Source organism: Granulicella sibirica (assembly GCF_004115155.1).
Lineage (GTDB): Bacteria > Acidobacteriota > Terriglobia > Terriglobales > Acidobacteriaceae > Edaphobacter > Edaphobacter sibiricus.
The window spans coordinates 1369294-1394945 of the sequence record NZ_RDSM01000001.1 but is presented as its reverse complement, the minus strand read 5'-3'; the positions used below and the strand labels follow the sequence as shown (position 1 = coordinate 1394945).

General features: G+C 60.5%; 20 protein-coding genes. 13 read left to right on the top strand and 7 right to left on the bottom strand.

The genetic code is table 11. The features are described from left to right. Positions 1–13: 13 nt before the first annotated feature. Positions 14–2806 (bottom strand): valine--tRNA ligase, encoded by a 2793-nt coding sequence (locus GRAN_RS05850; RefSeq protein WP_128912014.1) that lies wholly within the window; start codon positions 2804–2806, stop codon positions 14–16. Between the two features lie 105 nt (positions 2807–2911). Between GRAN_RS05850 and GRAN_RS05845 the strand changes: the two genes are divergently transcribed. After that, a complete protein-coding gene (locus tag GRAN_RS05845) occupies positions 2912–3439 on the top strand; it encodes a hypothetical protein (RefSeq protein WP_128912013.1) in 528 nt (175 codons plus the stop codon). Between the two features lie 6 nt (positions 3440–3445). On the opposite strand, the gene GRAN_RS05840 is transcribed toward GRAN_RS05845, so the two are convergent. Beyond that, on the bottom strand, positions 3446–5071 hold the full coding sequence (locus GRAN_RS05840; RefSeq protein WP_128912012.1) for a trehalase family glycosidase: 1626 nt from the start codon (positions 5069–5071) through the stop codon (positions 3446–3448). A gap of 95 nt (positions 5072–5166) precedes the next feature. On the opposite strand from GRAN_RS05840, the gene asnS reads away from it, so the two are divergent. Then, on the top strand, positions 5167–6501 hold the full coding sequence (gene asnS / locus GRAN_RS05835) for an asparagine--tRNA ligase (protein ID WP_128912011.1): 1335 nt from the start codon (positions 5167–5169) through the stop codon (positions 6499–6501). Positions 6502–6622: 121 nt separating this feature from the next. Further along, on the top strand, positions 6623–7120 hold the full coding sequence (locus GRAN_RS05830; protein WP_128912010.1) for a hypothetical protein: 498 nt from the start codon (positions 6623–6625) through the stop codon (positions 7118–7120). Positions 7121–7233: 113 nt separating this feature from the next. Here GRAN_RS05830 and GRAN_RS05825 read toward each other — a convergent pair whose 3' ends face one another. Then, positions 7234–8262, bottom strand: a complete 1029-nt coding sequence (locus tag GRAN_RS05825; protein WP_128912009.1) for an SDR family oxidoreductase — start codon at positions 8260–8262, stop codon at positions 7234–7236. Continuing rightward, positions 8255–9439 (bottom strand): MBL fold metallo-hydrolase, encoded by a 1185-nt coding sequence (locus GRAN_RS05820; RefSeq protein WP_206662705.1) that lies wholly within the window; start codon positions 9437–9439, stop codon positions 8255–8257. The genes GRAN_RS05825 and GRAN_RS05820 overlap by 8 nt, the downstream gene beginning before the upstream one ends. 210 nt (positions 9440–9649) lie before the next feature. Here GRAN_RS05820 and GRAN_RS05815 point away from each other — a divergent pair, with 210 nt between their 5' ends. Both GRAN_RS05815 and GRAN_RS05810 read left to right on the top strand, forming a co-directional pair. After that, positions 9650–10171, top strand: coding sequence for a TetR/AcrR family transcriptional regulator (locus tag GRAN_RS05815; RefSeq protein WP_206662704.1), 522 nt, complete (start codon positions 9650–9652; stop codon positions 10169–10171). A gap of 173 nt (positions 10172–10344) precedes the next feature. Beyond that, positions 10345–11454 carry a sulfatase-like hydrolase/transferase gene (locus tag GRAN_RS05810; protein ID WP_128912007.1) on the top strand — a complete coding sequence of 370 codons (1110 nt, stop codon included), beginning with the start codon at positions 10345–10347 and terminating at the stop codon, positions 11452–11454. 28 nt (positions 11455–11482) lie between these two features. Here the strand turns inward: GRAN_RS05810 and GRAN_RS05805 are convergent, their stop codons facing one another. Continuing rightward, positions 11483–11788 (bottom strand): FliM/FliN family flagellar motor switch protein, encoded by a 306-nt coding sequence (locus GRAN_RS05805; protein ID WP_128912006.1) that lies wholly within the window; start codon positions 11786–11788, stop codon positions 11483–11485. Between the two features lie 18 nt (positions 11789–11806). Continuing rightward, positions 11807–12163 carry a FliM/FliN family flagellar motor switch protein gene (locus GRAN_RS05800; protein WP_128912005.1) on the bottom strand — a complete coding sequence of 119 codons (357 nt, stop codon included), beginning with the start codon at positions 12161–12163 and terminating at the stop codon, positions 11807–11809. 108 nt (positions 12164–12271) lie between these two features. On the opposite strand from GRAN_RS05800, the gene GRAN_RS05795 reads away from it, so the two are divergent. From GRAN_RS05795 to GRAN_RS05770, 6 genes are all read left to right on the top strand, one after another. Then, positions 12272–13255, top strand: coding sequence for a flagellar motor switch protein FliM (locus GRAN_RS05795; RefSeq protein ID WP_161570860.1), 984 nt, complete (start codon positions 12272–12274; stop codon positions 13253–13255). Positions 13256–13306: 51 nt separating this feature from the next. Next, positions 13307–14506, top strand: a complete 1200-nt coding sequence (locus GRAN_RS05790) for an acetate/propionate family kinase (protein ID WP_128912003.1) — start codon at positions 13307–13309, stop codon at positions 14504–14506. Positions 14507–14669: 163 nt separating this feature from the next. Then, positions 14670–15473, top strand: coding sequence for a hypothetical protein (locus GRAN_RS05785; protein WP_241654357.1), 804 nt, complete (start codon positions 14670–14672; stop codon positions 15471–15473). A 24-nt stretch (positions 15474–15497) separates the two neighbouring features. Beyond that, positions 15498–17201, top strand: coding sequence for a M20/M25/M40 family metallo-hydrolase (locus tag GRAN_RS05780; RefSeq protein ID WP_128912002.1), 1704 nt, complete (start codon positions 15498–15500; stop codon positions 17199–17201). A gap of 59 nt (positions 17202–17260) precedes the next feature. After that, positions 17261–18655 (top strand): outer membrane beta-barrel protein, encoded by a 1395-nt coding sequence (locus GRAN_RS05775; protein WP_128912001.1) that lies wholly within the window; start codon positions 17261–17263, stop codon positions 18653–18655. Positions 18656–18763: 108 nt separating this feature from the next. Next, entirely contained in the window at positions 18764–22243 is a 3480-nt protein-coding gene (locus GRAN_RS05770) for a TonB-dependent receptor domain-containing protein (protein ID WP_241654356.1), read from the top strand. A gap of 75 nt (positions 22244–22318) precedes the next feature. On the opposite strand, the gene GRAN_RS05765 is transcribed toward GRAN_RS05770, so the two are convergent. Next, entirely contained in the window at positions 22319–23248 is a 930-nt protein-coding gene (locus GRAN_RS05765; RefSeq protein ID WP_241654355.1) for a sugar phosphate isomerase/epimerase family protein, read from the bottom strand. 93 nt (positions 23249–23341) lie between these two features. On the opposite strand from GRAN_RS05765, the gene GRAN_RS05760 reads away from it, so the two are divergent. Then, entirely contained in the window at positions 23342–24712 is a 1371-nt protein-coding gene (locus tag GRAN_RS05760) for a carbohydrate porin (RefSeq protein WP_241654354.1), read from the top strand. A 47-nt stretch (positions 24713–24759) separates the two neighbouring features. Continuing rightward, positions 24760–25527 carry an SGNH/GDSL hydrolase family protein gene (locus GRAN_RS05755; protein ID WP_128912000.1) on the top strand — a complete coding sequence of 256 codons (768 nt, stop codon included), beginning with the start codon at positions 24760–24762 and terminating at the stop codon, positions 25525–25527. Positions 25528–25652 lie beyond the last annotated feature (125 nt).

Below are 25652 nucleotides of genomic sequence, written 5' to 3'. Positions count from 1 at the left end.
ATCTTCGCGCGTATTACGCCGGCGGCAATGCATCCAGCCCAGCCTTTGTCTTGTCATACTGCGTCTTGGTTTCCGTCGCCTGCTTCCGCAGCCCCTCGACGATATGCGCCGGGGCCTTGGCCATGAACGCCTCGTTGCCAAGCTGCCGCTCCGCCGCCTGCAGGCCCTTCTCGTACTTGGCCAGGTCCTTCGTCAGCCGTTCCCGCTCCGCCGGGACATCGATCGTTCGCTCGTAGACCACCTGCACATCGAAGGCCGAGGTAGAACGCGTACCGTTCCCGGACATCGCCTCGCGGGTAAACTCGACCTCGCTCACCCGCGAAAGTCGCCGCAGCAGGTCGGTGTTCTGGTCGACTAGCGCGACAACCCGGTTCTGCCCGAACACCCGGATCGGCGCAGCTTCCTTCTCCGGAACGCTCATCTCCTTACGTAGCCCGCGAACCGCAACGATCATCTCCTGCAGCAGGGTCATCGCGGCCACGCTCGCCGAGCCGTCCGCAGGGAAGTCGGCCGGCACGGGGTAACGCGTCAACGCGATCGACTTCGCCGGAACCTCGAGCCCGATCTGCGGCCAGAACGCATGCCAGATCTCCTCGGTGATAAATGGCATGAACGGGCTAAGCAGACGCAGCGCCGCCTCGAATACCGCAAGCAGTGTCGTCAAAGCAGCCGTCGCGCTCGCGAGGTCATCCTCCGGCCCGAAGTTCAGCCGAAGTTTCACGATCTCGATGTACCAGTCGCAGAAGTCGCCCCAGAAGAACTGGTAGATCGCACTCGCCGCTTCGTCGAATCGATAGTCCTTCAGCGCCTTGTCGACCGCCTCCGTCGCCGCTCCGAGCCGCGCCAGGATCCACCGCGTCTCGAGGCTCGTCGAGCCATCATCCTGAAGCGCAGCCGCCAGCTTCTTTGGATCGATCGCAACCCCAGCGTCGCGCGCCCGGTCGACATTCATGAAGAGGAATCGTGCAGAGTTCCAGATCTTGTTAGCGAACGCTCGGTACCCCTCCGTCCGCGCCTCCGAGAAGGCAATATCCGTTCCCGGCGACGCCATGCTCGCCAGCGTAAACCGTACCGCATCCGTCCCGAAGCGGTTGATGATGTCGATCGGGTCAATCACGTTTCCCTTGGTTTTCGACATCTTCTGCCGGTCCGCGTCGCGCACCAGGGCATGGATGTAGACCTCGCGAAAGGGAACCGCATCGGCCAGCTTGCGCGCTGTGCCGTCCTGCATTGGCACATCGAGCATGAAGTGGCTTCCGAGCATGATCATCCGCGCCACCCAGAAAAACAGGATGTCGAAGCCCGTCACCAAAAGCTGGGTTGGGTAAAAAGCCGTGAGGTCCGCCGTGCTCTCCGGCCAGCCGAAGACGGTAAACGGAAGCAGCCCGGACGAGAACCATGTATCCAGCACGTCCGTTTCCTGCGTGATGGCACTCGATCCGCACATAGAGCAAGCCTCCGGTGTCTCCCGCGAGACCGTGATGTGCCCCTTGTCGCAGTGCCATGCCGGGATCCGATGCCCCCACCAGAGCTGCCGTGAGATGCACCAGTCATGGATGTTGTTCATCCACTCGAAGTACGTCTTCGAGTACATCTCCGGCGTAAACCGAATGTGGTTATCGCGCACCGCCGCAATCGCCTTCTCCGCGATCGAATCCCCGCCGGTAGAAGGCGTCTTGTTCACCGCGATGAACCACTGCATCGAAAGCCGCGGCTCGATCACCACGCCAGAGCGCTGCGAGAGCGCGATCGAGTTGGTGTGCTCCTTGATCTCGACCAGCGCACCCAACGCCTCGAGGTCCGCTACGATCTGCTCGCGTGCCTCGTACCGCTCCATTCCGTGATACGGCGAGCCTTCGAGGTCGATATGAGCGGTCTTATCGAGAATTATGAGGTTCGGCAGGTTATGCCTCTGACCGATGGCGAAGTCGTTCACGTCATGCGCCGGCGTCACCTTCACGGCGCCCGTGCCGAACTCCGGGTTCGCCCACTCATCCGCGACCACGGGAATCTCGCGTCCCACAAGCGGCAGGGCCAGCATCTTGCCCACGAGCGCTGTATAGCGCTCGTCCGATGGATTTACCGCCACGGCGACGTCGCCGAGCATGGTCTCAGGCCGCGTGGTCGCGATTGTGATCGACCCCGTCCCATCGGCCAGGTCATAGCGAACGTGGTAGATCTTCCCAACCCGCTCCTCGTGCTCCACCTCGAGGTCCGAGACCGCGGTCTGGATCGCCGGATCCCAGTTGACGATGTACGCCCCCCGGTAGATCAGCCCCTGCTCGTATAGCCGAACGAACGCTTCCTTCACCGCGACCGAAAGTCCGTCATCCATGGTGAAGTACTCGCGGCTCCAGTCGACGCTCGCTCCCAGGCGGCGCATCTGCCCGGTAATCGCGCCGCCGTACTCCTTCTTCCAACACCACACCCGCTTTACAAAGGCTTCGCGTCCCAGCGCCTCGCGCTTCGTGCCCTCGCTCGCCAGCGCCCGCTCGACCATCATCTGCGTCGCGATGCCCGCATGATCGGTTCCGGGAACCCAAAGCGCCGTCTCGCCGAGCATCCTGTGCCACCGCGTCAGGATATCCATCTCCGCCTGATTCAGCATGTGCCCCATGTGCAGGCGGCCGGTCACGTTTGGCGGTGGCAGGAGCATGGTGAACTTCTTCGTCGCCTCTTGCGTATTGCTCGGGGACGCGACATCGAAGAGCCGCTCGCGCACCCAGTACTCGGCCCAGCGTTCTTCAATCGTCGAAGGATCGTATGCCTTCGGAAGTTCGTATGCGTTGGATTTCTCGTCGCTCATGGATACGTTAAGGGTAGCATCGAGTCTCAGTAGAAACGGGCCCCAGCAGGATACGTTTGACGCGGTCTCTCCCGCCAAAGGACGTGGAAGTTTGAGGATTCTGTCATGAAGAAGTGCGTGCTTCTCGCCGCTCTGCTCGTCTGCCTGCTCGGGTTCGCTACGGGTGTGTCGTTCGCTGAATCGGCCAACATCGTCTCACATGGAAGCCACGACCACGTGAGCTTTGGCAGCACCATCGACATCAACGAGGGAGACTCTGCCTCGGATGTCGTCTGCGCCTTCTGCAGCGTGCGCATTCACGGCAACGTTTCGGGCAGCATGGTAGCGTTCTTCAGCAACGTCAGCGTCGATAGCGGCAAGACCATCAACGGCGACACGGTCGTCTTCGGAGGCAAGCTCGCGCTGGCGGATCAATCGCACATCGACGGACAGCTCGTCCTCTTCGGCGGCGAGCTACAGCAGGCCCCCACAGCCGAAATCTCGGGTGACCGCGTCGTGATGGAGGGCCCAGGATGGCTGCTGTTCGTGCTCCTCCCGTTCCTGATCCCGATCGGTATCGTCTGGCTGATCATCTACCTGATTCGCCGTAACCGCTACCAGTTCCCGGCGTATCCAGGCGGAAGGCGCTTCTGATAGCGATCAAGGCTTCGCCGGAGCAGCAGCCAGCATAGCCTTTAGCCGCAGATAGGCCCCGTTCGTCCACCCAAACCCAATCACGTTCATCTTGTAGCCCGCAGACACCGCAACATTCGCCGACCCGCTCACAACGTTGTACTTCTCCCGCAGCGTTCCGTCATTCCTATAGTTTTGCTCGATCGTTTGGGTGAAGCTCTTCGCCAGGCGTAGCGCGTCCGTCGTGTCGCCGTACTCCGTCAGGCCGTAGATCGTCAGCCAGTTCGTCGGAGCCCATCCGAAGGGTAGATCCCACTGCGTACCGGAAGCGCGATCGCTCATCGCCAGTCCGCCGTCATGTTCGAAGAGCGGAAGCTGCGTCTCCATTGCCGCCGCCTGCGCGGGCGTGGCGAGATGCGCCCACAGCGGGTAAAAGGCGCTGATGTAGTTGTAGTCGGACGCCTTCTTGTTCACGAAGTCGTAATCGTAAAACATGCTCTTGGTCTGGTTCCACAGGTAGCGATTGATGGCTGCCTTACGCGCCACCGCCCGTTTCGCCCACATCGCCGCATCCTGCTTGCGGTGCAGCAGAGTCGCGAAGTGCTCCATATCCGTTTCGTACTTGTATAGAAGGCTGTTCAGGCACACCGGGGCATACTGATCCGTCGACCCCGAAAACGGCCCAAATCGGAAGCTTGTATCGAACCCTGACTCCCGCATAGCCCGGTCGCCCCGAAAATAAGCCGCCGTCAGCCGATGCCCGTCGACATGCGCCGCCGCACAAACCTTCAAAGCTTTCACGTCGCAGCTTGTCGCTGCCAGCGTCGCAGCCTGGTCGTCGGTAGGATTGTCCGGCGCGTCCATCATGTACCCGGCACCCGCATCCGGGTGAGCCAGCAGCCACCGGATCACGTCCGGGTAGTAGGTGCTGTCATCCGCCATCTCAGGCACCGGCCCTGCCCCAAGGTCGACGTAGCGCGCAAGCCCCGTCTCACCCGCCCGGTGCGCCGGCGAGGTCCACAGCGAGTAGTCCCGCATGGCATCCTCATACGCCTTCGCCAGCCACGCATCGTTCTCCCCCGACGCAGGCTCCGCCTCATACACCTCCCGGATCATCGAGCTCAGAAACGGAGGCTGCGACCGCGTCAGGAAGTACGTCCGGTTCGCATTGAGAATCGCCCCGTAGTTCTCGATCTCGAAGAAAAAGTTCTCGACGATCCCCTTCGCAAGCGCCACCCGGTGGTCTGAAACCAGCCCAAGCAGGATGAAGTATGTATCCCACCCATACATCTCGTTGAACCGCCCACCTGGAACCACGTACGGATTTGGCAGATACAGCAGCCCGTTCTTCGGGAACTCCGAAGGCTTCACGTCTCCCATTTTTCCGATCGGCCGGGGAAGATGATCGATCTGCACCCCGCACTGCGCGTGCATCGCCGCAACAGCCGCAGGCGTTTCCATCCCCGCCGGCAGATAGAGAATGGGTGCCGTCGTCACCTTTGTGTCCACCACCGACTTGCACTCCAACATCGACCGCGTCAGCGTATCCCATGTCGTATGGATATAGTCCTCGATCGGCGCCCGCTGCTGCGCCACCGCGCAGACAGTCAGAGCGATCATGCCCACCAGAACCCTCAAGCCTCGCAAAAACATACGCTTCTCTCCCAGAGGCAATCTTCAGACCGACCGAGTGTAGCGCGACAACCCCGCCGCTGGCACACCGCTCCAGCGGATAAACTAATCCAGCCATGTCCGAAGCCCAAGCACCGATCACCACCATCGCCACCCTCAGCGCCCACGAAGGCCAGACCGTCACCCTCCGCGGCTGGCTCTACAATCTCCGCGCCTCCGGCAAGCTCCTCTTCCCCATCTTCCGCGACGGCTCCGGAACCATCCAGGGCATCGTCCCCAAGGCAGCCGTCCCCGAGGTAGTCTTCGAGACGCTGAAGAACCTCACCCTGGAATCCAGCGTTATCGTCACCGGAAAGGTCCGCGCCGACGCGCGCGCTCCGAGCGGCTTCGAACTCGACGTGGAAAACATCGAAGTCCTCCAGCGCGTCCCCGACGAAACCCCCTTCCCCATCACCCTCAAAGAGCACGGCGTCGACTTCCTCATGGAGCATCGCCACCTCTGGATCCGCACCCCCCGCCAGTCCGCCATCCTCCGCGTCCGCGCCACCATCATGCGCGCCGCCGCCGAGTACTTCGACCTCAACGGCTTCACCCGGACGGATCCGCCCATCCTCACCCCAGCCGCCTGCGAGGGCACGAGCGAGCTCTTCGAGATGGACTACTTCGACGAAAAGGCCTACCTCACCCAGTCCGGCCAGCTCTACATCGAGTCGACGGCTCTCGCGCTCGGTAAGGTCTACAGCTTTGGCCCGACGTTTCGCGCCGAAAAGTCCAAGACCCGAAGACACCTCACCGAGTTCTGGATGATCGAGCCCGAGGTCGCCTTTATCGGCCTCACCGAACTCATGGAACTCGCCGAAAACTTTATCTCCCACATCGTCCAGACCGTCCTGAAGCACCATCGAGCTGATCTCAAGGTCATCGGCCGCGACGTCGCAAAGCTCGAAACCATCCAGGCCCCGTTCCCCAAGATCAGCTACGACGAAGCCCACCAGATGCTCGAAGAAGCTTTCGAAAAGGGCCTCATCGAAAGCCGCCACACCTACGGCGACGACTTCGGCTCCCCTGACGAAACCTACATCTCGAATCAATACGACCGCCCGGTGATGGTCCACCGCTACCCCGCCGCCGTCAAAGCCTTCTACATGCAGCCCGACGAGCAGGACCCCACCAAGGCCCTCTGCGTCGACGTCCTCGCTCCGGAGGGCTACGGCGAGATCATCGGAGGCTCCCAGCGCGTCGACTCCTACGACCTCCTCCGCCAGCGCATCCTCGACCACAACCTCCCGCTCGAAGCCTTCGAGTGGTACCTCGACCTCCGCCGCTACGGCTCCGTCCCCCACAGCGGTTTCGGCATGGGCATCGAGCGCGCTGTGGCCTGGATTTGCGGCCTCGACCACGTTCGCGAAACCATCCCCTTCGCCCGCACCCTCAACCGCATCTATCCCTAACGAAGCGGTGGGTGCCTACATCGCGAGGTAGCGAGGTAGGCACCCACCTCCACCGCGCGGCCATCCGCCGCGCTCGCCTGGCCGAACCAGTCAAATCCTCAGCGAAAAGAGAGACCCACCCATGACCTCTCGCTTCCAACCCACCCGCCTCACGACCCCCATCCTGCTCTTCCTCTGCGTAGCCGCCGTCTCCTACTGGCTCAACCCCGAGCCCTGGCGGCACCTCACCTTCCAGACCGAACTCCTCTTCGGCGGCAGCGCCGTCGTCCTCATCCTCCTCGCCATCGTCATGCGAAACACCATGTACCTCCGCATGGACGAGCGCGGCCTCGAGATCAAGTACGTGGTCGGCGCCCCGCGCCTCTACACCTGGGACGACATCGAATCCGCCTACATCTTCAAAGTCCGCTTCCTCCGCCTGCCCATGTTCTCGTCGGTCCACCTGCGCCTTCGCCCGGGCCTCCGCTCCTCGAACCCCGTCAGCCGCGTCGCCGGAGCCATCAATCAAAGCGACGCCAGCATCCCGGCCTTCTTCGACGAAAGCGCCGAAGAGATCATCGAGAAGATCGAGTTCTACAAACGCGAGAGCGCGAACGCACCGAAGTCACGAATCGCCTGAGGGCGACGTTCGTCATGTTTTCGCGACCGCGCCTTCAAGATGACCGCTCTTGATTATCTTCCAGATCAAGCCGTTATCTGACTTTCGATAAGCCGACTTGTCAGGACTGATCGTTACTTCATCGCCTGGAGTGCGCCACTGCTGATCAGGCTTTTGGCGCAATCGGTCACGGAGTCCTTGCCGGGGCGCGGCTTCCATCCCAAAAGTGTTTGGGCCTTAGCAGACGAATGATTGTGTTTACGTCCGAGGGTTGGAGTTACGGAACGCAATGTGGGGTCGATGCGAGCCATGAGGCGCATTAGCAGATCGGGGAGTGAGCGCCGGGGAACCTTGTTGGCCGCCTCCCCCAGAGAATGGCGAAGGGTTTCGGCAATCTCCTTCATCCACAGGAAGTCGCCCGTGCCGATGAAGCGCTGACCTGCGGCTACGGGCGAGGTCATGGCGAGAAGATGCAGATCGGCGAGATCGCGGACGTCGCTGATGTTGAATCCGAGCCTCGGTGTGCCGGGCATCCTGCCTGTCAGCAGTCTGCTGACGACCTGTACTGAGCCCAGAGACTCCGTGTGGAGCACAGGGCCGAGGATCGCGCCGGGCAGGACGGTAGCCAGTGTCATGCCGGTATCGCATGTCTTCATGAAGTCCCATGCGGACCGTTCAGCACGGATCTTGGATCGCCGGTAGGTATCCAGGTTGGCATCGTTGAGGTTTGTCCATAATGATTCGTCGTTGTCGCTGTCAGGGCCTGCGAGAGGAGGCTTCGCTGCTGCGCACGAGGAGGTGAAGACAACGCGGCTAACGACCGCTTTGGCTGCCGTCCGCAGCACGCGTAGTGTGCCTTCCTTTGCGGGAATGATGAGGTCATCGGGGTTCTTCGACTTTGAGCTCATCGGTGATGCAACATGCAGCACATAGTCGCAGCCTTTCATCGCTTCATCCCAGCCATCGTCTGACGTCAGATCCGCGCAGTAGACGCTGAGCCGTTCATTCGCATTCACGATGCGCGACACGGACGACCGAACAAGAGATTCTTTCTGTGGATTGCGCACGGTTGTTCTTACGGTGTAACCCTGCTCAAGAAGCTTCACCACGCACCAACCTGCAACAAAGCCGGTGCCTCCTGTGACTAATACTGTCTTATTCATCTGTACCTCGTCCTATCGGGGGCCCTGATTCTGGTTTGCCTGCTGCCTGCTGCGTGCAGGGTTGCGGGATATAGCGCTCTGAAGGGGAGCCGTCTTTTGTAGACAGGATCGGTGCCTCTGTTGCAGATTGCCAGGAGAGTTTGGGCCACCACCGTTCGGTGTTGGCGCCGTTGATTGGTTCCAGGCTCTGTCCGGGTTGAGGGATAAGAACCTGCGCGTTGCGGCATTGTGCCGCAGCCAGCACTCTCTCCGCGGGCTCGGTCCAACTATGGTTGGCGAGGCTGAGCAGACCCCAGTGAACCGGGATCATCAGACGGCCGCGTACCGCCAGGTGAGCTTCCACGGCCTGCTCCGGCCCCATGTGGGTGTCAGGCCAGCGAGCATCATATTGACCTGCTTCAATCAGCGTGAGATCGAAAGGGCCGTACAGTTGGCCGATCTTTGCCAGATCGTTGTGGAAACCGCTATCGCCCGAGTACCAGACGCGATGCTGTGGGCCGAGGATGCTCCAGCCGACCCACAAGGTGTGATCACTCCTGGTGGAGGTGCGCCCAGAAGCATGGCGCGCGGGTGTTGCTACCAATGTGAGCCGTTCGAACTGCTTGCTCTGCCACCAATCGAGTTCGGTGATGCTCTCCTTCGGGATACCCCAATCGACAAGACGCGGACCCATGCCCAACGGCACGATGAAAGAGGTCTTCCATGTTCGCATCGCGTGAATGGTCGCGTAATCCAGATGGTCGTAGTGGTCATGTGAGATGAGGACAAGATCAATCGGTCCCATATCGTTGAGCGCAATAAGCGGTGGATACCAGCGTCGTGGACCGAACCATGAAAGCGGTGATGCACGCTCGCCCCAGAAAGGATCGATGAGGATTCGGCTGCCGTCAATCTCGAGCAGCGCGGAGGAGTGGCCGAACCAGGTGACGCGCAGACCCGACCCAGGCAGTGAAGCAAGTGAAGAGGACGTGGGATGGCCGACAGGCACCGGAGTACGTGGTAATGCATCCGGCGACGCATGACCAAACAGAAGGTGCTTCCATGCCCCTGCGGTATCTGCCCAGATGGGCTGCGCATTTTCAAAGCGACCATCGCGCCATTGCGGCGAGTGTGCGAATCCAGTGGCCTGCTTTGTCCCGGCGATATGAGCGCCGCACCTGGCGGTGCCGAGTGACAAGAGCAGGAGGCCTCCCCAACGATGAAACCGCGCGCTGGCTGCGGCCGGCTCTGGTACGAAATGAAAAGGGTCGCTCAGGTGTCTACAGTTGTAGACATTACACGCGCCGATGCTTTTTGTCTACATCGGTAGACTTGCTAAACTACGTTTATGAGCAAGCCTGCTGTTCCGCGATGCCGAAGCTCTGCTGGCACACGTGAAGCCATTCTCTTGTCTGCGCGGAAGGCATTTGCCCGGTCGGGCTATGACGGCGCTGGCGTGCGTGAGATCGCGGAGGGGGCAGGTGTGACGGCGATGCTGGTCAACCGGTACTTCGGGTCGAAGGAGGGGCTGTTTGCGGAGGCGCTGGCCGCAACCATGGCGACGCCAATCATCCTTGCGCCGGAAAATCTGGGACTGGCGAATCCCGCGGCAGCCTTTGCTAAGGCGCTGGTCAGCATCACGGAGAAAGACGCGACTCCCCTGGACGGATTTCTGATTCTACTGCGGTCCGCATCAAGCGAGCGTGCCGCAGAGATTGGGCGCGAGCAGATTGAGAAGCGCCACCAGAAGGTGATGGCCTCACTCGTGAAGGGAGAGGCTGCATTGCCGCGTGCGGCCATCGCCCTGTCGCTGATTGCGGGCTTTCAAGTAATGCGACAGATGGTGGGCTTAACGGCCCTGACAGATGCCAGCGATGACGAACTTGTGCGAATCCTGGAGCCGCTCTTCGAACAGCTTCTCAATGCCTAGAACCAGTAACGAGAAACGCCCTTTCTTTGACGAGTCCTCCACAAGCATCGAATGTCGGCTCCTCCTGAAAGTTGAGATACAGGCAATCTCCAGGAAGCTAACGCAGTCCCTGTCCCTCTTAACCTTCCTGTCGCTGGCCCGAAGTACCATGTCCAAACGAGGATCTCGGACCCATGTTTCTGCTCTCCAGAACGATAGTGCTCTGCTCCCTGGTTGCTGCCACCGCGCTCTCCTGCATCTCTGCCGTCCCCCAAACCGCCAACACACGCAATGTCATCCTCGTCATGTCCGACGGCGTCCGCTGGCAGGAGGTCTTCCGCGGCGCCGACGAGACTCTCCTCACGCCCAAGAACTACTGGGACAGCCGTCCCGTCGAGACCCTGAAGAAAGACTTCCTCGCCTCGACGCCCGAGGCCCGCCGCGCCCAACTCTTCCCCTTCCTTTGGGGAACCGTCGCGACCAGGGGCCGCCTCTACGGCGACCTCGACGAGGGCTCCGACGCCCACGTCACCAACCCTTACAACTTCTCCTATCCCGGCTACAGTGAGACCCTCACCGGCCACGCTGACGTCAACATCAACTCCAACGACAACAAGCCAAACCCCAATATCACCGTCTTTGAGTGGCTCAACCAGCAGCCCTCGCTCCACGGCAAGGCCGCCGCCTTCGGAGCCTGGGAGGTCTTCACCGGTATCTTCAACGCCGCCCGCTGCGGCTTCCCCGTCAACGTCTCCTACGACCCCCTCGTCCTCACCCCATCCACCTCAGCCATCGACCTCCTCAACGACCAGAAGGCCAACGCCCCACGCGTCTGGCCCGACGAAGCCTTCGACGCGCCCATCTTCTCGACCGCCCTCGAATACCTAAAGCTCAAACAGCCCCGCGTTATGTTCCTCTCCCTCGGCGAGACCGACGACTGGGCCCACGGCGGCAACTACGGCGAGTATCTTCTCTCTGCCCACCGCGTTGACGCCGACCTCGCGAAACTCTGGAGTACCCTCCAGTCCCTCCCCCAGTACCGGGACAACACCACTCTCATCTTTCTCACCGACCACGGTCGCGGCAGCAGTGCGGAGAGCTGGAAGAACCACGGCCAGAAAATTCCCGAGTCGAAGAACATTTTCATCGGCCTGCTCGGTCCCGGCGTCCAACCCGCCGGCCTCGAGAAAAACACCGCTCCCGTCACCCAGAGCCAGGTAGCCGCCACGATCGCCAAACTCCTTGGCTTCGACTGGAACGCGCGTGAGCCCCTCGCCGGGAAACCGCTCGACCTTGGCCGGTAACTCCACTGAGCGTCAAACGCTGTGCTACTTAGGAGGTCTCGGCCGGCAAATGCATCTCTAGTGTCGAGACCTCTCTGATATCCACGGCGAAGAACCCATTCAGAAGCACCAACTCCCCCGAAGCCACGGTCCTTCCGCCCGCGATCACCTGAACCGGACCCGCAAGCGGACGATCCAACGGAATCACCTCACCAACCTTGATGTTGAGAATGCTCCTGAGCGGCAGAACGGTGGACCCAAGCTGCAACTGCGCGCTGATCTTCAGGTCCTCCATCGAGTACTTCACCGCGAGCGACTCCTCCGGCTCCGGCGTTACCTGCTTCTCCTTCGGCATACGCAACTCCTCTCGTTACTAGCCTTTCAGCGGCTGATCGAACCCGTTGATCCTCACGCCAAGCCGCTCGCCTGCAGGCTCGCAACTTACGTTCGCGAGGAAGACATCGCCCACGAGCAAAGGAACATCCTGCGTGATCTGGCAAAGCGAGACCAGCAGCGTCCCAGGTTTAAGCGCCATCAGCTCGTTCAGCGAGAGATTCGGCAGGGGAATCAGCACCGACATCCGCGCGGTCACATCCGCGTACGCAGTCCAGCGCTCTTTCGACATCGCCGCCCCAAGCCCGTCTTCCGGCTCCATCAGCCCAACATGACTCAACCCCACGTGATCCCCCTGATGCCCCAACGCGATCGCCGTTCCAGCCTGTTCCGCCAACACGAACCTCCAATCAGCCTCTCCCAAACCAAAGCACATCCTCTGCCATGAAAGCGCAGCGCAACCTAAGAAGAGTCTCACCAAGTTCAACGGGCAATGGTGAGCGGAATGCAGTCAGCCCGCATCATGGCTGAAGAGCTCGACCAGAACGCAATCACTAACATGTTCCGCGAGGCTGCCGAAGCCGAGGCGCGAGCCGCTGCCGCATTGCCGCATCCAGTGAACTTTGCCAAACGCGCCTCCATCTCGGCAGAGCAGATGCAGATGCTCGTAAGCGTGAATCAGGTCTTCTCCCAATCCCTCAGCATCAATCTCTCCGCTCGTCTCGGAGCGCCGATCACGCTTGCGATGGTTGTGGCCGAACGCTCCCTCTTCCACGACTTCATCGACACCATCGACTTCGAGACCTGCTATATCGCCCAGAGCCGCTTTCGCACGCCCGACGCAGGCTCTATGCTGTCGATGGACCTGACGCTCGTCGAGCCTCTCGTGCACCTGGCGCTCGGAGGTCTCACGACGATCCCTAAAGCCACGCAGACTCGTGAGCTTACCCAGATCGACACAGCCATCATGGAGATACTCATGGGAATCGTCTGCGCCGAGATGAACCACATGTGGGCTCCGTTCGGCCTGCAGGCTTCGTATGACTCGCGCGTGATGCCCGTCTCCGCACGCCGTTTCTTCCCGCAGTCCGAATACATCCTCACCTTCACCTACGAGATGCATGTCGGCGATCGGCAGGGCTCGCTGCAGATCTCTTTAGCCACCGTCATCGCCTCCGCTCTCCTCCGCGAGGTTGATCGCCGCGACCACGAGCGCATCCAGCCAGCCGCGACCAGGCGCCTCCTCCAGGAGCGTCTCGGAGCCCTTGGCGTCCGTTCGACGCTTCGGCTGCCCGCGTTCCGCGTGCTCGCATCTGAGATTCTCAATCTCCGCGCTGGAACCCTCCTCGAGTCCGACCTCCCCACCACAACGCCCTGTCTCCTCGGCATGTCCGAGGGTCCCACTTGGGAAGCGCAGCCTATGCTCTCCGATCAGCGCATCGCTGCCAAACTCGTCCGTCCGCATGCGCCCTCCCTTCCTCAACGTTGACGCATCCAACTCCCAGTCGGTCCGAAGCACCAGGCCGCAGGAGGAGAAACGATGCCCCGCATCCTGGCCCTGAATCCAGGCAGCAACTCTCTCAAGTTCGACCTGGTCGACGCTTCGCCCGACCAGAAGATCGCGAGCGAAGGCAGGAAGCTTCTGACCGGAACGGTCGACGACATCGGAAAGCAGACGAAACTCATTGTCCAGCAGGACGGCAAAACGATCGCCGAGCAGGAAGGGGACTTCAAGGACTTTTCCGCAGCCACGGAGCGCGTAGTCGACTTCTTCCAGTCCCACACCGAGATTCAGAACTGGAAGGACCTCGACCAGGCAGCAGTCCGGGTCGTTCATGGAGGAGACACCTTCCAGAAGGCCGAGCGGTACACCAGGGAGATCCGGGAGGAGATCGAACGCCGCGAGGAGCAGGCTCCGCTGCACAACGCCAACTCCCTGAAGATCATTGACGTCCTGCAGCGGAAGTCACCGGATCTCCCCGTCGCGGTCACCTTCGACACCGCCTTCCACCACACTATCCCCGAGCACGCCTGGCGTTACCCGATTGCCCGCGAAGTCGCCGACTCGCTGGGCATCCGCAAGTTCGGCTTTCACGGCCTCTCCCACCGCTATATGCTCGAGCAGTACGCTCACCTAAACAACAAGCAGCCGGAAGACATCTCGATTGTCACTCTGCACCTCGAAAGCGGCTCCTCTGCCTGCGCCATCCAGAATGGCAAGTCCATCGACACCTCCATGGGCTTTACACCGCTCGAAGGCCTGATGATGGGAACACGATGCGGCAGCATCGACACTGCCATCCTTCCTTATCTTGCCGAGAAACAGAAGATCTCGCCTGAAGACGCGCTCAAGATTCTTGAGAAGAAATCGGGTCTCCTCGGTATCTCGGGCGTCTCTCTCGATACGCGCATCCTGCGCAAACGCGACGACGCGGCCTCAAAGCTGGCCATCCAGATGTTCGGCTATCGCGTGCGTCACTTTGTCGGAGCCTACCTCGCTATCCTCGGCGAGGCGGAAGCCGTCGTCTTCGGGGGAGGCATCGGCGAAAATACCCCGGAAGTTCGTACCGAGGTCACCGAAGGTCTGCGCGGCTGGGGAATCGCCATCGACCAGAAGAAGAACGAGATCACGTGCGCTGGAGATACCCACATCCACAACCGCTACTCCACCCTCGGAGCCTGGGTGATCCACGTGGAAGAGGGCATGCAGTTAGCCCACGAGTGTGTCCGGATCTCCTGACCATCCGGAAGATGATCCACTGCGTTCCTCAAATGAGCAAAAAGACGCGCAATCTTTCCCTGAATCGTCGCATTCTGTCCGATACACGTTCAAAATTGAAGCCGTCGGGAAACGTCCGCATCGAATTCCCAAGCGCTGGACGACTTAGCTCCTGGATGAATCCATGACCCTAGTAAGAACTCATCTGCTCACCTTTGTTCTTCTCGCGATGCTCCCTGGCGTGGCCTGGCCACAGAATCCCCAGGCATTTGTGCAGAGGGTGGTTGATGTCGAACGATCCGCAAACAAGGCGGATCATTCCATGTGGAGCTATCACGAGGATCTTCGCAAACCGAAGGAGCATCTCGTCCAATGGGTCGCTTCAACGCCTGGTGGCGATGTCTGCCGCGTTGTGACCAAAGACGAGCACACTGTCTCCGAGGCGGACGCAGCCGATTCCATCCAGAAGTTTCTGCGCGACTCCAAGGCGCAAAAGAAAGAGGTCGCCGAACGAGAGCACGATGGCAAGCAGGTCGATGATTTCCTCGCCTTACTCCCTGCGGCATTCCTCTGGACTGAAACTGGAACCGATGGAGAGAACACCCTCATGCACTTTGAGCCCGATCCGAAGTTTCACCCTCCGACGCGAGAGGCACGCGTCTTCGCCGCCATGGCGGGTGACATGACGGTCAATACGCGTCAGCTTCGCATTCGCAGCATGAAGGGTCACCTGATGCGCGAGGTCAGCTTTGGCGGCGGCCTGCTTGGAAAGCTGAAGGAAGGCGGCACCTTTTCGCTTGACCAGGAGGAGGTCGGAAAGGCGAACTGGCAACTGACCGCGACCCACGTCGATATAGAGGGAAGTGCGCTCCTGTTTCACAGCGTCTCGCTCCGCCAGGATGATGTGCGTTCGGCCTTTGAACGGGAGTCGGACTCAATCACCCTCGAGCAGGGAGTGGTAGTCGCGATGAAGCGAAATTTCAAGTAACGGCTCGCGTAATATCGTGTCCACATGAAATTTTCTTCCGTCGCACTGGCTCTCTGCCTCCTCGCTACGCAGGTCTACGCTGCTGACAAGCCGAAGCCTGCCCCCATTCAACCGGCAGCGGAGGCTCTCGACCTCGACACTATCGCCCGCATCCGCGACGAAGGTCTTGTCCACTCGCACATCATGGAGTACGCCAGCGGCCTCTTCGACGGGATCGGCCCACGTCTCACGGGCTCGCCAGATTTCGCCAAAGCCGCCGACTGGTCAGTCGACCAGCTTCGCCGCATGGGAGCCGCGAATCCGCACACTGAATCCTGGGGAGAGTTCGGAATAGGTTGGCAGCAGACCGGTACCGTCCTCCAGATGACTGCGCCCGGAACCGCGACCTTTCTGGCGCAAGCCGCTCCCTGGTCGCCCGCGACCGCCGGAGAGATTACTGCCCAGGTCGTTGCTATCCCGACCCTCAAAGAGGAGAAGGATTTCGATAAGTGGAAAGGCAAGCTGGCCGGGAAGATCATTCTTTACGGCGATGCTCCGAAGATCAACCCCGACCCTTCCGCGCCGCTCGAGCACTACGACACAGCCAAGCTAGCTCATCTTCGCGACTACCCACTCGACGGCAACCAGAATGAGACCGACGTCCTGCCCTATGACCAGGAGTTCTGGGGGAAGGTCTTCAAGGACATGGCCTTTCTTGAGAAGACGGGCCACTTCTTTGCCGACGAGCACGCTCTCGCCGTGCTTCGGCCTGGCGGCTCAGGAGGTGTTCTGCACGGCGATACAACGGCCACCCTCGGCTGGTTCGTCTTCCAACCCCAGCACAAACAGGCGATTCCGTCGGCCTCCATCGCCAACGAGGCCTTTGGCCGGATGTCCCGACTGCTCTCTCATGATGTCCCCGTCTCCGTGCGCCTCAATATCGCCACCAGGATCACCGGCGAGCACGAGCAGGGCATGAACGTCATCGGCGAGATTCCAGGCACGGATCCAATGCTCAAGGATCAGGTCGTCATGCTCGGTGGGCACCTCGATAGCTGGATCCCGGGCACCGGAGCCACGGACGATGGAGCCGGGGTCATCGTCGCGCTTGAAGCCATGCGCATTCTTCGAGCGCTCGATATTCACACCCGCCGCACCATCCGCGTCGCCCTTTGGGGGGGCGAGGAGCAGGGAATCTTCGGCTCTTCCGGCTACGTCGCCAGTCACTTCGCTAACCTCTCCTACTCGCAGAAGCCCGAAGACCAGATTGTCCCCACCTTCGTTCGCGCCCCCACGGCGATGAGCGCCAAGCCTGAACATGCCAAACTCGACGCCTACTACAACACCGATAATGGCACCGGGAAGTTTCTTGGCATCTACGCCGAGGGCAATTCAGCCGCCGCGAGCATCTTCGAGCAGTGGGCTGCTCCCATCCGCGATCTAGGCTTCAGCACCGTCTCTCTCCGCAACACTGGCTCGACCGACCACGTCTCGTTTCAGCTGGTCGGCCTCCCGGGCTTCCAGTTCATTCAAGACCCTCGCGACTACGAGACGCGGACACACCACACGAACCTCGACACCTACGAACGCCTCTCCGAACCCGATCTCCGCCAGATGGCCACCGTCATGGCGATCTTCGTCTACAACACCAGCCAGCGCGACGCCATGATGCCCCGAATGCCGCTCCCTCGGCCAGAACTCGACCCGCAGCGGGCGAAGCCGCTTGAAGGACTTTTTCCAAAGCCTTAGTGTTATGCCTTTCTTACGCAAGATCCGGCATCCTAGGAAGAGGTTGAAGGCGGTGTGTCGTGCTGGTAGTCCGTTCCGCGCTCAGATTTATCCTGCTTCTTTCCGCATGCCGCGTCTGCTCCGCGCAGAGTGACCTGCCTGACGCCCCAAATCCGACCTTTCTGGGACGGTGGACCGATTTCTACCGCCAGGACTGGCATCCTGCTCCTGCCGACCCAAATGCCCTCACCCCACCGCGCCGCGGTCTGCCGTCTCCGCTCGAGTCGCCGCCGTTTCCCAGCTCTGACTGGTCCTACGGCGGTTCTCCGGTTATCGGCGAGCCTGATACAAACTCCTATCCTCTGATGGCCGCACTCAACAAGCCAAACACTCGCACCAAGCTGTACGGCTGGGTCGAGCCTACGCTCAACTTCACGAACTCGAGTCATCGCAACAGCCCGGAGACAAATGACATCTTCTCCAATCGCTTTGAGATGAACCAGTTCGTTGTCTATCTCGAACGACTCCCCGACACCGTCCAGCAGGACCATGTTGACGTTGGCTACCACCTCACCAGCCTTTACGGTACCGACTACCGCTCGACGACCAATAAGGGCTACTTCTCCAGCCAGCTTCTCGATCATGACCGCCAGTACGGCTTCGACCCGGCGCTTGAGTATGTCGATATCTATTTTCCCAAGGTCGCCCAGGGCATGAACCTTCGGATCGGTCGTTATATCTCTATCCCAGGAATCGAGGCGCAGCTCACGCCGAATAACTACATGTTCAGCCACTCGCTTCTCTATTCGGTCGACCCCTTCACAGACACGGGTGTCCTCGCCACCATCAAGCTTACGGACAAATGGCTTGTCCAGGCAGGAGTCTCAGCCAGCCATGACGTAGCTCCCTGGACCGCTGACGCTCGGCCGGCTGCAACCGTCTGCGTCAGCTACACCACGCAGTCCGTCAACGACAACGTCTACCTCTGCGCGAACGGGATCAATGACGCGAAATACGCCTTCAACAACAACCAGCAATATGACGCTACCTGGTATCACAAGGTCGGCAAGACATGGCATGTCGCCACGGAGGGCTACATCCTCTACGAGCGCGGCGTTCCCAGCATCTACAGCAACATCGTGCCTGAAAAGGGAACCAACGGGGGCATCTGCGCCCCAGGCCTGCAGACCTGCCTCACCCCCGCCTACGCCTTCGTCAACTATGTCAACAAACAGTTAGGGCCCCACGACTTCATCAGCTTCCGGAGTGACTACCTCAACGATAAGAAGGGGCAGCGGACGGGGTACAACACGAAGTACACCGAGAACACCTTCATGCTCAGCCACTGGATCGGTTCCACCATCCAGATCCGCCCCGAGGTCCGTTTCGACCACGCCTGGGATCGGAACGCCTACGATCAGGGGACGCGCCAGAATCAGTTCACGATCGCGAGCGACCTGATCTATCACTTCTGAATTTGGGTATGCCGATAATGAATCTGATACTGTTCGCCATTCCTGCGCTCATCAGTTGTTCATCGTCCATTTACCGCCTCGTTACATCGCGCCACTAACGTCGGGGACATGCGACCTTATCTCCGCCTCCTCACAGCGATGCTGTGTCTCCTTCTGCCCGCCGCCGCTCTGGCGCAATACGAAAATGGAAGTATCGTAGGAACCGTACACGACGGCAGCGGCGCAGTGATCTCCGGCGCGACGGTCACCGTCACCAATACAGGCACAAGCGCTGTGAGCACCGGGACCACAAACGCATCCGGCGACTATGACGTCCCCAACCTCCGCGTGGGCGACTACAACGTGGTGATCGCCCACGAGGGCTTCGCAGACGCCACCGCGACCCACATCTCCGTGATCGTTGGAGGCCGTCAGCGCATCGACCTGACTCTTGGTCTAGCCAACACGAGCACCAGCGTGGAAGTCTCCGGCGTCTCCCTCCAGGTTGAGACCGAGACCAGCGAACGTGGCCAGACCATCACCGGCTACCAGACCGCCGCACTTCCTCTCGTGAGCCGTAACTATTCTGACCTTCTCGGCCTCGTCACCGGAGCCCGCCAGGCGCCGACTGCCGCCGTTACAAGCTCCATCAGCTCGCTGGTCCGCGCCGGATCCTACAACGTGAACGGCGAACGTAGCATGTTCAACAACTTCCTCCTCGACGGCCTCGACAACAATGCATACGGCGAGTCGAACCAGGGCTTCGACAACCAGATCATCGCCGTGCCACCTGATTCGGTCACCCAGCTTCAGGTCGTAACAAACAATGAGAGCGCCGAGTATGGCCGCTCCTCTGGCGCCACCATCAACGTCGCCTCCGCCGCGGGAACCAACCGCTTCCACGCGGTCGCGTACGAGTTCATTCGCAACACCGACCTCAACGCTACCGGCTTCTTCAAGCCCACCACCGTCGGCGGCGCAGGAAACGTCATCCCGTTCAAGAAGCCGGTCTTCAACCGCAACCAGTACGGCATCAACTTCGGCGGACCGATCCTCAAGGACAGGCTCTTCTTCTTCCTGGATTACGAGGGCTTCCGGCAGGTTCTCAAGCCACTCACCGTGCTCACGCTACCCACCCAGAACGAGCTCGCCGGTAATCTCGTCGTCGCAGTGCAGAACCCGCTCACCGGTGTCGTTTACCCGGCCGGGACACCGATTCCCGCGTCCGCCATCAACCCGATATCAGCGGGCATCGTGAAGCAGTTCCAGGCAATCAGCCAACTTCCGGCCAAGGGCGTTCCCAGCACAGGCCTCGCCACAAACGATTACTTCATCCAGGCACCATTCACCGATAACTCCGATAAGGGCGACCTTCGCCTCGACTTCCAGCAGAGCCCCGCCACTAGCTACTTCCTTCGCATCAGCGACCGCAAGGAGACCGGCGTCAACAACACCACCATCCCCGCTCCCCTCGACGGACAGACGAACGGAACCATCCGCGTCCTCGATCAGCAGGTAGCCGCTGGCGTCACCCATCTCTTCGGCACCAACAAGATCCTCGACGCGCGCGTCGGTCTCTCCCGCACCAAGGCCGGCAAGTACACCCTCTCGCTTGGCAACAACGCCGTCACCATTCCCGGTTTGCCCACCAACCCGATCGTCGCGGGTGGTCTGCCTTCGATCGGGATCAGCGGCTTCTCCGGCTTCGGTCGTCAAAGCACGAATCCCCAGTGGCAGAACCCCGCCCTGCTCGATCCGAAGGTGAACTTCACCTACGTGAAGGGACGCCACTCGCTCAAGTTCGGCTACGAGTACGAGCATGTGTGGATGGCAGTTAACGATAACAATCCTCTGTACGGCGCGCTGAGCTTCACCGGCGGATACAGCACCTGCCCAAGCACCACCGTCAACGGCGTCAAGACCCCGACCAACCCAAACTGCACCAACACAACCGCCGTCTCCGACAACTACTTCGCCGACTTCCTCTTCGGCAACTCGAGTGCATATCAGCTCGCCAATTACTTCGTCGTCCACCTTCGACAGACACTCAACAGCGCTTACGCGCAGGACGATTTCAAGGTCAACTCCAACCTCACCCTCAATCTCGGTGTCCGCTGGGAGTATGGCTCGCCCTACTCCGACCAGAACCACAATGTCTCGAACTTCGATCCCGTTTCCCAGACCGTCCTGACCACCACCTCCGGAGCCAGCGGTACCGGCATCACCCCCGTCACGGGTACGGGAGTCTACGGATCCACACTCGTCAATCCTGACCTGAACGACTTCGCTCCTCGTATAGGCTTTGCCTACGCGCCCGACGCGAACACCGCCATCCGCGGCGGCTTCGGCACGAGCTATGTTCACTACACCCGCGCTGGCTCGGGCGACATCCTCCCGATCAACGCACCCCAGGCTCAGTTTGCCTCGGTCGTCCAGCCCACGCCAAACGCGACCAACCACTGCAATCCGCTGCCCGCCCAGATCATCCCGATCAACGGCACCGCGGCGAGTTGCTTTGCGACGGTCGATCAGGGCTTCCCCAGCGCCCTTGTCACCACCTTCAATCCCGCGACAGACAACATCACCTACATTCCCAAGAACACGCGCGACAGCTATGTTGAAAGCTACTTCCTCGGCGTTCAGCGCACGCTGGCGAAGAACACCCTGATCGACGTAGCCTACGTCGGCAATCATGGCTTGAAGCTGCAGGGCTTCCTCAACGCCAACCAGAAGAACCCCGCGAACGGCTTCAAGCGCACCTACGCCAACTGGCCCTCGGACATCACCGAAGCCCTCAACGAGTTCTATGCCAACTACAACGCTCTCCAAGTCCGCTACGAACAGCGCTCCGTACGCGGCCTCACTATCTTGAACTCCTTCACGTGGTCGCACGCCCTCGATAATGCCAGCGCCTCGCTAGAAGGAAATACCCCATCCCCGCAGGACGGCAACAACATCGCCGCAGACTACGGCCAGTCCGACTACAACCTTCCGATCTCCGACGTCACCAGCTTTATCTACGAACTGCCCGTCGGCCGCGGTCGCGAGTTCCTCTCGAATGCCAACGGCTTCGTCGACGCGGCTCTCGGCGGATGGCAGGTCTCGGTCATCAACACGATGCAGTCCGGTACGCCGTTCAACCTCACCTACGGTCCAAGCGCTGCAAACCAGGTGTCACCGCAGATCACAGCATCCTTCCGCGGGTTGAACTTGTACCGGCCGAATGTCATTCCAGGTGTCCAGCAGAAGCTCAACACCCAGATCGCCTCGAGCGGCTTCATTCAATATGTCAACCCCGCTGCCTTCTCTCTACCCGCAACTGGAACTGCCGCAACCCCTCTGAGCCCCTTCGGTAACGCCGCACGCAACCCACTGCGCAACACGGCCTTCTATCAGACTGACTTCGCGCTCAACAAGAAGTTCTCGACTCCCGTCGAGAGCCTCAAGGTTGAGTTCCGCACGGAGTTCTACAACCTGCTCAATCACACCAACCTGTATCTGCCGACCACCATCGGCGGGACGAATGGAGCGACGGCCAGCACGGGTGGCATCATCAGCAGCACATTTACCCCACGCGTCATCCAGTTCGGTCTGAAGATCATCTACTAGACCGAACTCGTTATATTAAGCGCACGACCACCGATCCCATCCCTGCCCGGCAGCCTACCGCCGTACAGGATGGGATTAGCGGTTTACGATCTCTTCAAGGCGGCGGAAGTTGTCGAGTGTCTGTGTGAAGTGTGCGGTGAGGGCATCGAGATCCTCGTTCGTATCGTGGGCGATCTCGACGATCCACGGAGTCTTCGGCGGAAGGGCACTCAGGCTGGGAAGGACCGCCGGGAAGTCGATACCGTTCTTCTCGATGGACCCGGGCCACAGATGTTGGTCGATACGGCCGTCATTATCCGAGAGGTGAAGCGTAGCGACCCGCGGCTTCAGAAGCTCCAAGCCAGGCAGGATGCCATCAGTGGTCTGTTCCGGGGAAAGATGCGCGTGAGCGATATTGAAGCAGACCCCGACAGTATCAAAGTGCCCGACGCGAACGACCTCGAGAAGATGATCCGGCGTAGTGACGTCGTTGTGCAGGTTCTCAAGCAGGAGGCGGACGCCAAGTGGGCTCGCGAATGCTTTGAGGTGCTCAATGGCCGTGAGCGAGTGCTCAAGCGAGTGCGGCGTCCACGGATCGTGCAGTAGTCCGAGGTGAAGAACGACGGTGGCAAGCGGAATCTGTTCGGCTGTCTCCAGTGCGCGCTTGACCTCGTCCATCGCTTCGATTCGCCGGGACTTGTCGCCCGCGATGAGATTCAGCGTTGGTGCGACGTGGCGTGACCAGCGGGCCTCAGTGTAGAGGGGCTGATGGAGCGATGGGGTCACATCGTTCGCGCGGAACCAGTTGGCGATCTCCCGAACTGCAGACCGGTCAGTGTAATCAAAGTGGTGGCGCGCCGCGAAGAGTTCGAGATGCCGCGCACCGGCTCGGGCGAAGGCATCGAGATGCCCGGGATGAAGGCGTTGCTGCAGGAGGACGTGGGTGGAGATTCCGGGTTGCATTTTGGTTAAGGGTACAGGATGGAGTGGTGGACCAAACACCAGAAGACGACTTGCATTGTGCATGGCGCGATCCTTTCTGACAAGACACACGCCTCCGCGATGTGGTGTGCTACGGCTTTAGTGTTTGCCGGACGATAGCACCGGCGAAGGAGCGATGTGAGACACGAGACTGGATGGGCGGATGGACGCACGTTGTTCCAGAAAGATCGGCAGGTCCTGACCCCGAGCCGGCTCGGCCTGTTGCTTTGGCTGCTTCTCGCTGGCGTGTCATCGGGCCAGGCCGCAAAGGGGGGTGATCCTGTCGGGCAGAGCAATCAGGCCGGAGCTTCTCAGCAGACGACTGACGGCGTCGTGCAGAAGCCGCCACCGGTTCAGATTCGGCAAACGCTCGACGTGGACTCCGCCGCATTGGCGAAAGTGCCGGCCGACCCACTCGTAGAAGGAGATCCATTTGGCGCTTTTCCCGAGGCCGTACGCGAGGTGGCGCGATCGGTGGCAAGGGGGGAGCGCGTGAAGTTCACCGCTTCCTACACACTGCTCGATCAGTACGCCGCCACGGTGCCGGACGGGGTGGATCGTCATAACCAGGGGAGCGGGAGGCTGGACTTCACGGCGAATTGGGCGGCCTATGACCATGGCAAGACGGCGGGGTCTGTTTTTCTGCTAGTCCGTTCGGGCACAAACCTCGGCGTGAGCCAACAGTTCAATCTGAGCGACCAGCTTGGGTCGGGGGTCTTCCTGAACTGTCTGCAAGGGGGCGGCGCGCAGAGACCGATCACGCTGAACATCCTCTACTGGCGGCAGGACTTCTGGTCCAAGAGGCTCTCGTTCTACTTGGGCAAGATCCACCCGAATGAGTACATCAGCCTGAGCATGTACAACAACGACGAGCGTACGCAGTTCCTGAACGGCGAGAACGACGGCAACCTCGCTGTCGCTTCCGACGGGACGTACGCGGGTGGGGCGGCTGTTGAAGTGCAGGCGACGCGGCATATCTATGTGCATGCGCTTGCGGTCGATACCGAGGGATCGCAGTACACCAACATCAAGACACTCGAGGATCGGAAGTACCTGGAAGCGATTGAGGCGGGATGGTTCACCGGATCTCCGGGGAGCAAGTACTCCGATTTTCGCCTTGGCATGTACCGGGAGGATACGAAGAATCTGGGGAGCGGCTACGGCGGGGCATTCGCCTTTGAGCATGAGTTCGAGAACGGGTGGGCGCCGTTTGCGAAAGTCGGCTTCGCCACGCCGCGCGGCACCTCGATCCGTCAGACGGATACGCTTGGAGTGGTGCAGACGCATCCGTTCGGGCGGCATGGGGATATGTTCGGGGCCTCTTTGAGCTATACGGAACCGAACTTCCAGGGAAAGCACCATGAGTCCATCTTCGAGACCTTCTACCGGCTGCGGCTGACGCGGAGTGTGGAGGTGGGGCCGGACATGGAGGTCTCGATCCATCCTACCTATGCCACACAGAGCGCGGTACGGGCTCTGGTAAGCGCCCGCGCGCGGATCATCTTCTAGCCTGCGAGTTGCCGTCCAAGTAGACTGGCTCGAACGGAGGATTTTGGATGATTCGCATGGGTTGGATGGGAGTGGCGTTGTTGGCGGGGGTGGCTACCGGGTATGGGCAGGGGACGACGTTGAAGGTGGGGCAGGGGGTGGTTACCTCGGGACAGCCTTCCGCAGCATCCCCGTCCGAGGCGGACCGGATGAAGAAGCAGCTTGCCGATTGGCCGCAGCTTGGGCGCTACGCCGAGGCCAATAAGGCTCTGCCTGCGGAGACGGCGGGACGGGTGGTGTTCTATGGGGACTCCATTACGGATAACTGGGCCAAGCCGGCAAATGCCTCTGTGTTCTTCCCGGGCAAGCCATATGTCGGGCGCGGAATCAGTGGGCAGACGACACCGCAAATGGTGGTGCGGTTCCGGCAGGATGTGATCGACCTGCACCCCGAGGCTGTGGTCATCCTGGCGGGGACCAATGATGTGGCTGGGAACACCGGACCGATGACGCCGCTGATGACCGAGGAGAACATCGAGACGATGGCGGACCTGGCGAAGGCACATGGGATCCGGGTGATCCTCTGCTCAATCCTTCCGGCATTCGACTTCCCTTGGCGAAAAGGTCTGGAGCCGGCACCGAAGATCATTGCGCTGAATGCGTGGATGAAGGACTACGCAGCGAAGAGCGGGATCACCTACGTCGATTATCACTCGGTCATGACAACCGTAGCGGGCGGCATGAAGGATGGGCTGAGCTCGGATGGCGTTCATCCAACGGCTGCGGGATACGCGATTATGGAGCCACTCGTGGAGAAGTCCATCGACGCGAAGTAGGTACCCACCCCGGTATGGGGTAAATGGCCTAAAGTCTTCGAACGATGAGACTTAGCGTTGGACTTCGACGCTAAAGTCTTGATTCTATTGAGGTAGATCCTGTAAAGTCTTCAATCGAAAGCACT